This is a genomic window from Pseudomonas sp. NPDC085632 (genome assembly GCF_044541255.1).
Lineage (GTDB): Bacteria > Pseudomonadota > Gammaproteobacteria > Pseudomonadales > Pseudomonadaceae > Aquipseudomonas.
In genome coordinates, this window is the sequence record NZ_JBITSX010000025.1 from 1 (window position 1) to 12901 (window position 12901).

General features: G+C 59.8%; 13 protein-coding genes and 1 pseudogene. 6 read left to right on the forward strand and 8 right to left on the reverse strand.

Annotation, left to right across the window (positions count from 1 at the left end; translation table 11 throughout):
• On the reverse strand, positions 1-105 hold a 105-nt coding region (locus tag ACIF4X_RS16900), incomplete at its 3' end, for a 2-oxoglutarate and iron-dependent oxygenase domain-containing protein (RefSeq protein ID WP_397483070.1).
• On the opposite strand from ACIF4X_RS16900, the pseudogene cysD reads away from it, so the two are divergent.
• Together cysD and cysN are read left to right on the forward strand one after the other, a co-directional pair.
• Positions 64-696: pseudogene (cysD, locus tag ACIF4X_RS16905) on the forward strand (sulfate adenylyltransferase subunit CysD); the annotation flags it as partial. The gene ACIF4X_RS16900 and the pseudogene cysD sit on opposite strands and share 42 nt — an antisense overlap.
• Before the next feature lie 9 nt (positions 697-705).
• Entirely contained in the window at positions 706-2604 is a 1899-nt protein-coding gene (gene cysN / locus ACIF4X_RS16910) for a sulfate adenylyltransferase subunit CysN (RefSeq protein ID WP_397483012.1), read from the forward strand.
• Between the two features lie 208 nt (positions 2605-2812).
• On the opposite strand, the gene ACIF4X_RS16915 is transcribed toward cysN, so the two are convergent.
• From ACIF4X_RS16915 to ACIF4X_RS16925, 3 genes are read right to left on the reverse strand one after another with little or no spacing between them, the layout of a single operon-like run.
• Complete coding sequence (locus tag ACIF4X_RS16915) at positions 2813-3715, reverse strand: acyltransferase (protein ID WP_397483013.1); 903 nt, start codon at positions 3713-3715, stop codon at positions 2813-2815.
• Positions 3716-5815 (reverse strand): phosphate acetyltransferase, encoded by a 2100-nt coding sequence (gene pta, locus ACIF4X_RS16920; protein ID WP_397483014.1) that lies wholly within the window; start codon positions 5813-5815, stop codon positions 3716-3718.
• Positions 5816-5875: 60 nt separating this feature from the next.
• Positions 5876-6202, reverse strand: coding sequence for a DUF3565 domain-containing protein (locus ACIF4X_RS16925; protein ID WP_277760605.1), 327 nt, complete (start codon positions 6200-6202; stop codon positions 5876-5878).
• Between ACIF4X_RS16925 and ACIF4X_RS16930 the strand changes: the two genes are divergently transcribed.
• The 3 genes from ACIF4X_RS16930 (at position 6171) to ACIF4X_RS16940 (ending at position 8559) form a co-directional block, all read left to right on the forward strand.
• On the forward strand, positions 6171-6656 hold the full coding sequence (locus tag ACIF4X_RS16930) for a peptidylprolyl isomerase (protein ID WP_007912368.1): 486 nt from the start codon (positions 6171-6173) through the stop codon (positions 6654-6656). The two genes, ACIF4X_RS16925 and ACIF4X_RS16930, sit on opposite strands and share 32 nt — an antisense overlap.
• 123 nt (positions 6657-6779) lie before the next feature.
• Entirely contained in the window at positions 6780-7262 is a 483-nt protein-coding gene (locus tag ACIF4X_RS16935; protein WP_397483015.1) for a glutathione peroxidase, read from the forward strand.
• A gap of 193 nt (positions 7263-7455) precedes the next feature.
• Complete coding sequence (locus tag ACIF4X_RS16940; protein WP_397483016.1) at positions 7456-8559, forward strand: NADH:flavin oxidoreductase; 1104 nt, start codon at positions 7456-7458, stop codon at positions 8557-8559.
• Between the two features lie 135 nt (positions 8560-8694).
• On the opposite strand, the gene ACIF4X_RS16945 is transcribed toward ACIF4X_RS16940, so the two are convergent.
• Entirely contained in the window at positions 8695-9894 is a 1200-nt protein-coding gene (locus ACIF4X_RS16945) for a glycosyltransferase family 4 protein (RefSeq protein ID WP_397483017.1), read from the reverse strand.
• Between the two features lie 42 nt (positions 9895-9936).
• The gene (gene cysZ / locus ACIF4X_RS16950; protein ID WP_397483018.1) at positions 9937-10689 is read right to left on the reverse strand and encodes a sulfate transporter CysZ; all 753 of its coding nucleotides are present in this window, start codon (positions 10687-10689) and stop codon (positions 9937-9939) included.
• Positions 10690-11000: 311 nt separating this feature from the next.
• Between cysZ and trxB the strand changes: the two genes are divergently transcribed.
• Positions 11001-11963, forward strand: a complete 963-nt coding sequence (gene trxB, locus ACIF4X_RS16955; RefSeq protein WP_007912350.1) for a thioredoxin-disulfide reductase — start codon at positions 11001-11003, stop codon at positions 11961-11963.
• A gap of 214 nt (positions 11964-12177) precedes the next feature.
• On the opposite strand, the gene ACIF4X_RS16960 is transcribed toward trxB, so the two are convergent.
• Positions 12178-12516 carry a HopJ type III effector protein gene (locus ACIF4X_RS16960; protein ID WP_397483019.1) on the reverse strand — a complete coding sequence of 113 codons (339 nt, stop codon included), beginning with the start codon at positions 12514-12516 and terminating at the stop codon, positions 12178-12180.
• Positions 12509-12805: a DUF1244 domain-containing protein gene (locus ACIF4X_RS16965; RefSeq protein ID WP_016987026.1), complete on the reverse strand. Its 297-nt coding sequence runs from the start codon at positions 12803-12805 to the stop codon at positions 12509-12511. The genes ACIF4X_RS16960 and ACIF4X_RS16965 overlap by 8 nt, the downstream gene beginning before the upstream one ends.
• Between the last annotated feature and the right edge of the window lie 96 nt (positions 12806-12901).

Sequence of the window (12901 nt, forward strand, 5' to 3'; positions counted from 1 at the left end):
CACGGTGTTGATGCGCTGCGTTGAAATCGGATGGCCCTTGATGTAGAAGAAACCCCACTCGCGGCAGGCGAGATCAATTTGTTCACCCACGGCAGCGCCAAGCACACCGACATCATGAAAACCGAAGGCCTGAAACAGGCACTCGACAAGCATGGTTTCGACGCCGCATTCGGCGGCGCCCGTCGCGATGAAGAGAAATCCCGCGCCAAAGAGCGCGTGTACTCGTTCCGCGACAGCAAGCACCGCTGGGACCCGAAAAATCAGCGTCCAGAGCTGTGGAACGTCTACAACGGCAAGGTCAACAAGGGCGAATCCATCCGCGTATTCCCTCTGTCGAACTGGACCGAGCTGGACATCTGGCAGTACATCTACCTCGAAGGCATCCCGATTGTGCCGCTGTACTTCGCCGCCGAACGCGAAGTGATCGAGAAGAATGGCACGCTGATCATGATCGACGACGAGCGCATCCTCGAGCACCTGTCCGACGAAGACAAAGCGCGCATCGTCAAAAAGAAAGTGCGTTTCCGTACCCTTGGCTGCTACCCGTTGACGGGCGCCGTGGAGTCCGAGGCCGAAAGCCTCACGGACATCATTCAAGAAATGCTCCTGACGCGAACTTCCGAGCGCCAGGGCCGAGTCATCGACCACGATGGCGCCGGCTCGATGGAAGATAAAAAACGTCAAGGCTATTTCTAAGGGGCTGTCATGTCGCATGTTTCTGATTTGATCAGCGAGGACATCCTCGCCTACCTGGGCCAGCACGAACGTAAAGAACTGCTGCGCTTTTTGACTTGCGGTAACGTCGATGACGGCAAGAGCACCCTGATCGGGCGCCTGCTGCACGACTCGAAGATGATCTACGAAGATCACCTCGAAGCGATTACCCGCGACTCGAAGAAAGTCGGCACCACCGGTGACGACATCGACCTGGCATTGCTGGTCGACGGCCTGCAGGCCGAGCGTGAGCAGGGCATCACCATCGATGTTGCTTACCGCTATTTCTCCACCGCCAAACGCAAATTCATCATCGCCGACACCCCCGGTCATGAGCAGTACACCCGCAACATGGCCACCGGTGCCTCCACCTGTGACCTGGCGATCATTCTGGTTGACGCGCGTTACGGCGTGCAGACCCAGACCCGTCGCCACAGCTTCATCGCCTCGTTGCTGGGGATCAAACACATCGTCGTCGCCATCAACAAGATGGACTTGAAGGGCTTCGATGAAGGCGTGTTCGAGTCGATCAAGGCTGACTACCTGAAGTTCGCCGAAGGCTTGAAGATGAAGCCGACCAGCATGCACTTCGTGCCGATGTCTGCCCTCAAGGGCGACAACGTGGTGAACAAGTCCGAGCGCTCGCCTTGGTACAAAGGCCAGTCGCTGATGGAAATCCTCGAGACCGTGGAAGTGGCGGGCGACCGCAACTTCACCGATCTGCGTTTCCCGGTGCAGTACGTCAACCGTCCGAACCTGAACTTCCGTGGTTTCGCCGGCACGCTGGCCAGCGGCATCGTGCACAAAGGCGATGAAGTCGTGGTGCTGCCGTCGGGCAAGAGCAGTCGCGTGAAATCCATCGTCACCTTCGAAGGTGAGCTGGAACATGCAGGTCCAGGTCAGGCAGTGACGCTGACCATGGAAGACGAAATCGACATCTCCCGTGGCGACCTGTTGGTGCATGCCGACAACGTGCCGCCGGTCACCGACAGCTTCGAAGCGATGCTGGTGTGGATGGCTGAAGAGCCGATGCTGCCGGGCAAGAAATACGACATCAAACGCGCCACCAGTTACGTGCCGGGCTCGATTGCCAGCATCGTCAACAAGGTCGACGTGAACACCCTGGAAGAAGGCCCGGCGAGCGCGTTGCAGCTCAACGAAATCGGCAAGGTGAAGATCGCGCTCGACGCGCCGATCGCCCTCGACGGTTACGAAAGCAACCGCACCACCGGCGCGTTCATCATCATCGACCGCTTGACCAACGGTACCGTCGGCGCCGGCATGATCGTCGCGCAGCCAGTGACCCATGGCACTGCCACGCACCACGGCAAACTGGCGCACGTAGCGACTGAAGAACGCGCTCAGCGTTTCGGTCAGCAACCGGCCACCGTGTTGTTCAGCGGCCTGTCGGGCGCGGGCAAGAGCACCCTGGCCTACGCGGTCGAGCGCAAGCTGTTCGACATGGGCCGTGCGGTGTTTGTGCTGGATGGGCAGAACCTGCGTCAGGATCTGAACAAAGGTCTGCCACAGGATCGCGCCGGGCGTACCGAGAACTGGCGTCGTGCCGCGCACGTCGCGCGTCAGTTCAACGAAGCGGGTCTGCTGACCTTGGCCTCGTTCGTCGCGCCAAGCGCTGAAGGGCGTGAGCAGGCCAAGGACCTGATCGGCAAGGATCGTCTGCTGACGGTCTACGTGCAGGCCTCGCCGGCCGTGTGCGCCGAGCGTGATCCGCAAGGTCTGTATGCCGCCGCCGGCGACAACATCCCGGGCGAATCCTTCCCGTACGACGTGCCGCTGAATGCCGATCTGGTGATCGACACGCAGACATTGAGTGTGGAAGAAAGCGTCAAGCAAGTGCTGGATCTGCTGCGTCAGCGTGGCGCGATTTAAGCGATAAAGCAGCGGCAAGCTTCGAGTTTCAAGCTGCAAGAAAAAGCCCGCCGATGAGTGATCATCGGCGGGCTTTTTTATTCGGGCATAGGCGATTCGTGATCGTTCCCACGCTCTGCGTGGGAACGCAGCCCGGGACGCTCCGCGTCCCATCTAAAGCGGACGCAGAGCGTCCAGTGAGGCATTCCCACGCGGAGCGTAGGAACGATCATACGGAAGGATATTCGCGGTGCATCTGTTCCAGTAACGCATCCTTATCCAGCCACAGCTGATTGATCCAGCCCTGAAACTGCAAACGATACTCACCGTCCTGATCGTAATTCTTGCCGATGAATTGCTGCGGAATCTTCAGCTCTTCAAAGTGCACCACCACGTCGCGCACATTGCCGCAAAGCAGATCCCAGAACCCCGGACGCCCGGTCGGATAGTGAATCGTCACGTTGACGATCGACTCCAACTGCTCGCCCATCGCATCCAGTACAAACGCGATGCCGCCGGCCTTGGGCTTGAGCAGGTACTTGAACGGCGACTGCTGCTGCGCATGCTTGCCGTCGGTAAACCGCGTGCCCTCGACAAAGTTGAAAATCCCCACCGGGTTATTACGAAACTTCGCGCAAGTCTTACGAGTAGTCTCCAGGTCTTTGCCTTTCTTCTCCGGGTGCTTGGCCAGGTACGCCTTGGAGTAGCGCTTCATGAACGGAAAGCCCAGCGCCCACCACGCCAGTCCAATCACCGGTACCCAGATCAGCTCCTGCTTGAGGAAGAATTTCAGCGGCTGAATCCGGCGATTGAGCACGTATTGCAGCACCAGAATATCGACCCAGCTCTGGTGATTGCTGGTGATCAGATACGAGTGCTGATAGTCGAGGCCTTGCAGACCACTGACGTGCCAGCGGGTGCGCCGGACCAGGTTCATCCAGCCCTTGTTATTGCTGATCCAAGCCTCGTGGGTGTGGCTCATCAGCCAGCGCGAAGCCCGCCGGGCGAAATCGAACGGCAACACTTTGATCAGCGCCACGCAGAACAGAAACGAGCACAGCAGAATCGTATTAAGTGCCAACAGCAGCGAAGCAATCACGCCGCGCAGCGGTGCAGGTAGAAAATCCAGCATTTACACATCCATAGGTCGGTTGGCGGCTTGAATCGCGGTGAGGGCGATGGTGTAGACGATGTCATCGACCTGCGCGCCGCGCGGCAAGTCATTCACCGGTTTGCGCAGGCCTTGCAACATCGGCCCGAGGCTGACGCAATCGGCGCTGCGTTGTACGGCTTTGTGGGTGGTGTTGCCAGTGTTGAGATCGGGGAACACAAACACGGTGGCGCGACCGGCCACCTGGCTGTTCGGCGCCAGTTGCCGGGCGACTTCGGCGTTGGCTGCGGCGTCGTATTGCAGTGGGCCGTCGATCAGCAGCGAGTGCTGTTGTTCGTGGGCGAGCAGGGTGGCTTCGCGGACTTTTTCGACTTCTTCGCCGGTGGCCGATTCGCCGCTGGAGTAGCTGATCATGGCCACGCGCGGAGTGATACCGAATGCCGCCGCCGAATCAGCGCTCTGCAGGGCGATCTCGGCCAGTTCGGTGGCGCTCGGGTGCGGGTTCATCACGCAGTCGCCGTACACCAGCACTTCTTCCGGGAACAGCATGAAGAACACCGACGACACCAGCGTGCAGCCCGGTGCGGTCTTGATCAACTGAAGGGCCGGGCGGATGGTGTTGGCGGTGGTGTTGATCACACCCGAGACCAATCCGTCGACTTCATCCAGCGCCAGCATCATGGTGCCGATCACCACGGTGTCTTCCAGCTGCTGCTCGGCCATCGGTGCATTGAGGCTTTTGGTCTTGCGCAGGGCGACCATCGGCTCCACGTAGCGCTCGCGGATCAGGTCCGGATCGAGAATCTCCAGTCCCGGCGGCAACACGATGCCTTGAGCGCGAGCGACGGCTTCGACGTCTTCCGGTTTCGCCAGCAACACGCAACGGGCAATCCCGCGCTCCTGACAAATTGCCGCCGCTTGCACGGTGAACGGTTCGCTGCCTTCGGGCAGGACGATGCGTTTGTTCGCCGCTTGCGCACGCTGAATCAATTGATAGCGGAACACCGCCGGCGACAGACGCATTTCCCGTGGCGTGCCGCAGCGTTGGTGCAGCCATTTCGCGTCGAGATGGCTGGCAACGAAGTCGGTGATGATCTCCGCACGCTCGCGGTCATCGATCGGGATTTCCTTGTTCAAACCGTTGAGCAGGTTGGCGGTGTCGTAGGAACCGGTGCTCACCGACAACACCGGCAAACCGGCCTGCAAGGCGCCACGGCACAAATCCATGATGCGCGGGTCGGGCAGGGTGTCGCTGGTCAGCAGCAGGCCGGCCAGCGGTACGCCGTTGATCGCCGCGAGGCTGACGGCGAGGATGATGTCGTCGCGATCGCCGGGCGTCACCACCAGTACGCCGGGCTTGAGCAGCTCGACGGTGTTGCGCATGGTCCGTGCGCAGATGATGATTTTGGTCATCCGGCGGGTTTCGTAATCACCCGCATTGAGCACTTGCGCGCCCATCAGGTCGGCGACGTCGCGGGTGCGTGGTGCGTTGAGTTCGGGTTGGAACGGGATGCAGCCGAGCAAGCGGAAATCGCCGCTGCGCAGCAACGGCGAATGCTCTTTCAGACGCGCAGCGAAGGCGTCCATGCTCTCGTCGGTCTTGACCTTGTTGAGGATCACGCCGAGGACTTTCGGGTCTTTCGGGCCACCGAACAATTGCGCCTGCAATTCGACACGGCCGGAGAGTTCGGCGAGGACTTCGTTTTCCGGCGCCGAGACCAGAATCACCTCGGCATCAAGGCTTTTCGCCAAGTGCAGGTTGACTCGCGCGGCATAGCTGGCGCTGCGGGTCGGCACCATGCCTTCAACGACCAGCACGTCTTTGCCGATGGCCGCTTGCTGATACAGGGCGATGATTTCTTCGAGCAGCTCATCAAGCTGACCGTCGCCGAGCATTCGCTCGACATGCGCCAGACCCAGTGGCTGCGGCGGTTTCAGACCGTGGGTGCGCGCCATCAGTTCGGTCGAACGCTCAGGGCCGGTGTCGCCGGGGTGCGGCTGCGCAATCGGTTTGAAGAAGCCGACTTTCAGGCCCGCTCGCTCCAGCGTACGCACCAGCCCAAGGCTGATGGAGGTCAGACCCACGCCAAAATCGGTGGGTGCGATAAAAAAAGTTTGCATGCGAATTCTCTAAAGTTGCATGGCAATGGCGATCATCTATCTCTGACAATCTGCCGAAATTCAGTCGCCAAGGTTATCGTTAACCGAGCCTTGTGCGCACCAACCGCAGGCAAAGGGTTGGCCTATTTTTTCAATACGTTGCGCCGGGTCGAGCACCCAGGCGCGCGATTGCCACGGCGGCTGATGGCGCAGGTGTTGGGTGTGGCCACAAGAAAGCTCGGCCACCCAATGGCCTTCTTCGTCTTGATGAAAGCCTGCGATCGTCGAAACCCGTTTGTCCGGGTTGTGTTCGCTTTCGCGCGTTTGCTTCGCTAAACTTGGTCTTTCTATATTCTTATGCAAAAGGTCTCGCCCCATGCTGATCGCCGCCAATAAGGCTGTCTCCATCGACTATACCCTGACCAACGACGCTGGTGAGGTCATCGACAGCTCCGCCGGCGGCGCTCCGCTGGTCTACCTGCAAGGCGCAGGCAACATCATTCCAGGCCTGGAAAAAGCGCTGGAAGGCAAAGCTGTTGGTGACGAGCTGGAAGTTTCCGTTGAACCGGAAGACGCTTACGGCGAATACGCCGCCGAGCTGGTCAGCACCCTGAGCCGCAGCATGTTCGAAGGCGTTGACGAGCTGGAAGTCGGCATGCAGTTCCACGCTTCGGCGCCGGACGGCCAGATGCAAATCGTCACCATCCGTGACCTCGACGGCGACGACGTGACGGTTGATGGCAACCACCCACTGGCCGGTCAGCGCCTGAACTTCAAAGTGAAGATCGTTGATATCCGTGATGCCAGCCAGGAAGAAATCGCTCATGGCCACGTCCATGGCGAAGGTGGCCATCACCACTGATTTTCTGCGCTAAGCTTCGAGTACTGGAGAGGCGCCTGCGGGCGCCTTTTTAGTCCGCGGCTGTCCTTGGTGGCCTCGCCAAGTGGCTGTTTCGAGTAGAACATCGGAATCCTGGAGTTCGTCATGAGTGCTTTTCACGACCTTAAGTTGACAGCCCTGGATGGTCAGGAGCTACCGCTGGCGCCGTTCAAGGGCCAAGTCGTGCTGGTGGTCAACGTCGCCTCCAAGTGCGGCTTGACGCCTCAGTATGCGGCGCTGGAAAACCTCTATCAGCAATTCAAAGGCAAAGGGTTCAGCGTGCTGGGCCTGCCGTGCAACCAGTTTGCCGGTCAGGAACCCGGTTCTGAAAAGGAAATTCAGGAGTTCTGCAGCCTTAACTATGGCGTGACGTTTCCGTTGTCGAGCAAGCTTGAAGTCAACGGTCACGAACGGCATCAACTCTACCGCTTGCTGGCGGGCGAGGGCGCGGAGTTCCCCGGTGACATCACCTGGAATTTCGAGAAATTCCTGCTTGGCAAGGATGGCCGGGTGCTGGCGCGGTTCTCGCCGCGTATGGCGCCGGATGATCCGACCATTGTTCATGCGATTGAAAAAGCGCTGGGCTGAAAAGCAAAATCAAAAGATCGCAGCCTTCGGCAGCTCCTACAGGTGACCTCAAAACCCATGTAGAAGCTGCCGAAGGCTGCGATCTTTTGCTTTACGTCTTTTAATCCTTAATCACCCAAATCAATAGTGCTGTTCAAAGGCTTCGCTCCTCCATATTATCGCCGTCATAAAGCCTTCTCTGTGGAGCCCTTCGATGCCCGTTCAAGCCTTGTTCAAACCGTTCCGCCTCGGAGCCCTCGAACTGCCGACCCGTGTGGTCATGGCGCCGATGACTCGCTCTTTCTCCCCGGGTGGCGTGCCTAATTCGAAAGTCATCGAGTACTACCGTCGTCGCGCGGCGGCCGGTGTTGGCTTGATCATCACTGAAGGCACCACCGTCGGCCACATCGCCTCCAACGGTTACCCGAATGTGCCGCAATTCTTTGGTGAAGCGCCGTTGGCCGGCTGGAAGAAAGTCGTCGACGCCGTTCACGCCGAGGGCGGCAAGATTGTTCCGCAACTTTGGCATGTGGGTAGCGTGCGCCGCATCGGCACCGAGCCGGACGCCAGCGTGCCGGCTTATGGCCCGTCGGAAAAACTCAAGGACGGTCAGGTCGTGGTGCACGGCATGAGCAAACAAGACATTCAGGACGTGATCGCCGCGTTCGCTCAAGCGGCCAAAGATGCACAGAGCATCGGCATGGACGGCGTGGAAATCCACGGCGCCCACGGTTACCTGGTCGATCAGTTCTTCTGGGAAGGCAGCAACCAGCGCACCGACGAATACGGCGGCAGCCTGGCCAACCGTTCGCGTTTCGCCATCGAACTGATTCAAACCGTGCGTGCTGCGGTTGGCGAAGGTTTCCCGATCATCTTCCGTTTTTCGCAATGGAAGCAGCAGGATTACACCGCGCGTCTGGTGCAAACCCCGGAAGCACTGGGCGAATTCCTCAAGCCGCTGTCCGATGCCGGCGTGGATATTTTCCACTGCTCGACGCGTCGCTTCTGGGAGCCGGAGTTCGACGGCTCTGACTTGAACCTGGCCGGCTGGACACGCCAATTGACCGGCAAGCCGACCATTACCGTCGGCAGCGTGGGGCTGGATGGTGAGTTCCTGCAGTTCATGGTCAACACCGACAAGGTCGCGCAACCGGCCAGTCTGGAGAACCTGCTGGAGCGTCTGAACAAAGAGGAATTCGATCTGGTGGCGGTGGGGCGTGCACTGCTGGTCGACCCGGACTGGGCGCAGAAAGTCCGTGAAGGGCGTGAACAGGATATCCTGCCGTTCAGCCGTGAGGCGTTGATGACGCTGGTTTAACCGGCGCCCTTACTGACGCTATCGCTGGCAAGCCAGCTCCCACAGGTTTTATGGGTGTTCACACGACCTGTGGTCACTGGAAATCCCTGTGGGAGCTGGCTTGCCAGCGATGGCGGTTTCAAACGCAACAATAATTCAGGGAAGTGTCTGCGCATTCGGGACAACCTGCTCCCCCACACAAGCCCCACGCAAATGCTTTTCAAACTGCTCGATAACCGCCGGCCAGCCCTGGCGGCTCGCATGCTGTCGCGCATTCAGGCGCACGCAACGCAACGTCTCATCCTCTTCCAGCAACCACGCCGCCGCCTCGCAGAACGCCTGTTCATCACCGGGCATCGCCAGCACGCCGTTGTAGCCATGGCGAATATGTTGCGCTGCCGCAGCCTGATCGTAAGCCACCACGCCAAGTCCTGACGCCAATGCTTCGAGCACAACATTGCCGAAGGTTTCGGTAAGGCTCGGAAACAAAAATACGTCGCCCGACGCGTAGTGCGCCGCCAACGCCTCGCCGCGCTGTGAGCCGCAGAAAATGGCCTCTGGCAAATCCTTCTCCAGCGCCAGCCGTTGTGGCCCGTCGCCGACAACGATCAGTTTCAGATTGTGCTGTGGATAAGTGCCCCGCAGTTTTTCGAAGCAGCGTTTGAGCAGGCCAAGGTTTTTCTCCGGCGCGAGTCTTCCTACGTGGATCACGGCAATGTCCTGCTCGGACAGGCCCCATTGTTCACGCAAGGCATTCAGCCGCTTGCTCGGATGAAACAACTGGCTGTCCACGCCTCGAGACAACAGCGCCAACCGCTCGAAATGCCGGCGCTCCAGCTCCAGGCGCTGGCTGACGCTCGGCACCAAGGTCATGGCCGAGCGATTGTGAAACCAGCGCAGATAATGCGTGAGCATCCGCGTCAGCAGACCGAGGCCGTACTGACTGGTGTATTGCTGAAAGTTGGTGTGAAACCCGCTGACCACTGATATCCCCAAACGCCGCGCCGCCCGCAGCGCCGACAGCCCGAGCGGGCCTTCCGTGGCGATATACAGCACATCGGGACGCTGACGCTTCCAGCGCCGCAGCAGTTTATGCATCGACGACTGCCCCCATTGCAGCCCCGGATACCCCGGCAGCGGCCAGCCCCGACACAGCAGCAGCGCTTCATCTTCACTGCGCAGCGGATCACCGGCCTGACGCGGGCGCACCAGTTCGACCTGGTGACCACGCGCGCGCAATCCATCGCACAAGCGGCCAAGGGTATTGGCCACCCCGTTGATTTCAGGTGGGAAGGTTTCGCTGATCAGGGTGATGTGTAGAGCTGTCGTCATGACCTCAGTGTCGGCTGAGGCCATGTCGTGCTTGTGACGTTCGGATGATGGATTTGTGACGTCGCGTTAGCGCTGATTCACCAGATTCTCGGCGCCACGCTCACGCACCCAGAACAGCGTCGCTCCAGCGACAGCAGCGGGCATCATCAGGATATTGACCACTGGAATCAGCAGCACCAGATAAACGATGCCGCCGAAGCTCATGCTTTGCCAGCGCTTCTGCCGCAGCCAGGCGAGCATCTCGTTCCAGCCCAGTTTGTGGTTGTCCGCCGGGTAGTCGATGTACTGGATCGCCATCATCCACACGCCGAACAGCAGCCACAGCGGTGCGGCGATAATGTTCACCACCGGGATGAACGAGAGGATGAACAAGCCGATGGCGCGGGGCAGGAAGTAACCGAGTTTGCGCATTTCCCGGGCGAGTGTGCGCGGGACCATGGCGATCAGTTCGCCCCAGCTGAACGCCGGGAAATCATCAGTGCCGCGCACCACCACTTCGACTTTCTCGGCAAGGAAGCCGTTGAACGGCGCGGCGATCACGTTGGCCAGCATGGTGAAGGTGAAAAACACCATCAACGCCACCAGCACCACGAACAATGGCCAGAGGATGTAGCTGAGGAAGCTCAGCCAGTCGGGCAGCGACGGCATCAGCGTATCGACCCACAGACTGAACTGGTGGCCGGCCAGATAAATCAATCCGACGAACAGCACCAGGTTGATCGCCAGCGGCAACAACACGAACAGGCGCAGGCCGGGGCTGAGGACCAGTTTGAGGCCTTCGCGCAGGTATTGCGGGCCGGACAGAACAGGGGCGGGCATAGGGTGCTCCGAGCAAGGGAAAACGCGCCGACCTTACCGGCTTTGCAACGGCTGCGAAAGCGCGGCAGAGCGATCGACATTCACTGTAACAAAGACGTCCATCTCGTCAGTGTGTCGGCATAGAGACCACCTATGAGCTGGATTGTTAAACCGTATTTCCTTAATCTTGCCCCCCTCGATACGCTGCACCCAACTTTTTACAGGACTGTCGAGCTCAAGCCTTCCCCAAGGTTATCCACAGTCCTTTTTTATTCCCGCCGGCAGTCCGGCGATCCGTGCCATTTTTTCGGCCCGGTCAACAGGAGCAGGTCATGTCTGAAGTCCGTCATTCGCGAGTGATTATTCTCGGTTCCGGCCCTGCCGGTTACAGCGCTGCGGTATACGCGGCCCGTGCCAACCTCAAGCCACTGCTGATCACCGGCATGCAGGCTGGCGGTCAACTGACCACCACCACCGAAGTCGACAACTGGCCGGGCGACGTCCACGGTCTGACCGGTCCAGCACTGATGGAGCGGATGCGCGAGCACGCCGAGCGTTTTGAAACCGAGATCGTTTTCGATCACATCAACGCCGTCGACTTCGCCGCCAAGCCTTACACCCTGACCGGCGACAGCGCGACTTACACCTGCGATGCGCTGATCATCGCCACTGGCGCCAGCGCGCGTTACCTGGGCCTGCCTTCGGAAGAAGCGTTCATGGGCAAAGGCGTTTCGGCCTGCGCGACCTGCGACGGTTTCTTCTACCGCAACAAGCCTGTTGCTGTAGTCGGCGGCGGCAACACCGCTGTTGAAGAAGCACTGTACCTGGCCAATATCGCCAGCACCGTAACCCTGATCCACCGTCGCGAAACCTTCCGCGCCGAGAAGATCCTGATCGACAAGCTCAACGCTCGCGTCGCCGAAGGCAAGATCATCCTCAAGTTGAACGCCAACCTCGACGAAGTCCTGGGCGACAACATGGGCGTGACCGGTGCGCGTCTGAAGAACAACGACGGCAGCTTCGACGAAATCACCGTTGACGGCGTGTTCATCGCCATCGGCCACACCCCGAACACTTCGCTGTTCGAAGGCCAGTTGACCCTCAAAGACGGTTATCTGGTGGTGCACGGCGGCCGTGAAGGCAATGCGACTGCGACCAGCGTCGAAGGCATCTTCGCTGCCGGTGACGTGGCTGACCACGTTTACCGTCAGGCGATCACCTCAGCCGGCGCCGGCTGCATGGCGGCACTGGACACCGAGCGTTACCTCGATGGTCTGCAGAACGCTTCGTTCTAAATCGCAGACATAAAAAAACCGGCCAGATTGGCCGGTTTTTTTGTGCCCGCAGTTTCAGCTACGTGATGATCGTTCCCACGCTCTGCGTGGGAATGCCTCATCTGGACGCTCTGCGTCCGTTGGGACGCGGAGCGTCCCCAGCTGCATTCCCACGCGGAGCGTGGGAACGATCAGGGTGTTGGAGCTGCCGAAGGCCGCGATCTTTTGATCTTGATCAGCGGCGGGCCAAGGGTTGCGCGGTGAATTTCACGCCAGCGAGACCATGTTCGATCAACGCACGAATATTGCCGTGATCGCTGCCCTCAGGCGTCGCCACCACCGAGCGATAATGCTCGCCAAACGCCAACAGCGTTTCTTCATCGCTCAGGCCTTCCAGCAGCGCCAGACCCAAAGTCTTGCACGAACCTTCGTTCTGCCCGGCAGCGTTTTCCACGCCACCGTTGTTGAACGCCTGAGGCTGGTAGTCGTAACCGGCGGCGATGAACGCCAGGGTGTCGGCGAACGTGTGTTCGCCGCTGTTGAGGCTGACGCGCAGGGTGTTGAGGTCACTCATGGGTTTTTCCTTTGGCGAACGCCGCTTGCTGGTCGGCGTTGGCTTCTTGCTGGTATTGGGCTTTCCACTCGGCGTACGGCATGCCGTAAACCACTTCGCGGGCGTCGTCGAGGCTGACCTCGATCTGGCGCTCGTCCGCTTCGGCCTTGTACCACTTCGACAGGCAGTTGCGGCAGAAGCCGGCGAGGTTCATCAGGTCGATGTTCTGCACGTCCTTGCGGCTGTCCAGGTGGGCGACCAGCCGGCGGAAGGCGGCGGCTTCGAGTTCGAGGCGTTGTTGATCAGTCATGGGGGTCTCTGCGAGACAGCTTTGAGCGGCAAGCTTCAAGCTGCAAGATTGGATCGGGGTCGGCCGTTAGCTTACCGCTTGAAGCCTGAAGCCTGA

Coding starts and splice junctions, on each gene's coding strand:
- cysN (WP_397483012.1), top strand. CDS start 706: ATGTCGCATGTTTCTGATTTGATCAGCGAGGACATCCTCGCCTACCTG.
- ACIF4X_RS16915 (WP_397483013.1), bottom strand. CDS start 3,715: ATGCTGGATTTTCTACCTGCACCGCTGCGCGGCGTGATTGCTTCGCTG.
- pta (WP_397483014.1), bottom strand. CDS start 5,815: ATGCAAACTTTTTTTATCGCACCCACCGATTTTGGCGTGGGTCTGACC.
- ACIF4X_RS16930 (WP_007912368.1), top strand. CDS start 6,171: ATGCTGATCGCCGCCAATAAGGCTGTCTCCATCGACTATACCCTGACC.
- ACIF4X_RS16925 (WP_277760605.1), bottom strand. CDS start 6,202: ATGGAGACAGCCTTATTGGCGGCGATCAGCATGGGGCGAGACCTTTTG.
- ACIF4X_RS16935 (WP_397483015.1), top strand. CDS start 6,780: ATGAGTGCTTTTCACGACCTTAAGTTGACAGCCCTGGATGGTCAGGAG.
- ACIF4X_RS16940 (WP_397483016.1), top strand. CDS start 7,456: ATGCCCGTTCAAGCCTTGTTCAAACCGTTCCGCCTCGGAGCCCTCGAA.
- ACIF4X_RS16945 (WP_397483017.1), bottom strand. CDS start 9,894: ATGGCCTCAGCCGACACTGAGGTCATGACGACAGCTCTACACATCACC.
- cysZ (WP_397483018.1), bottom strand. CDS start 10,689: ATGCCCGCCCCTGTTCTGTCCGGCCCGCAATACCTGCGCGAAGGCCTC.
- trxB (WP_007912350.1), top strand. CDS start 11,001: ATGTCTGAAGTCCGTCATTCGCGAGTGATTATTCTCGGTTCCGGCCCT.
- ACIF4X_RS16960 (WP_397483019.1), bottom strand. CDS start 12,516: ATGAGTGACCTCAACACCCTGCGCGTCAGCCTCAACAGCGGCGAACAC.
- ACIF4X_RS16965 (WP_016987026.1), bottom strand. CDS start 12,805: ATGACTGATCAACAACGCCTCGAACTCGAAGCCGCCGCCTTCCGCCGG.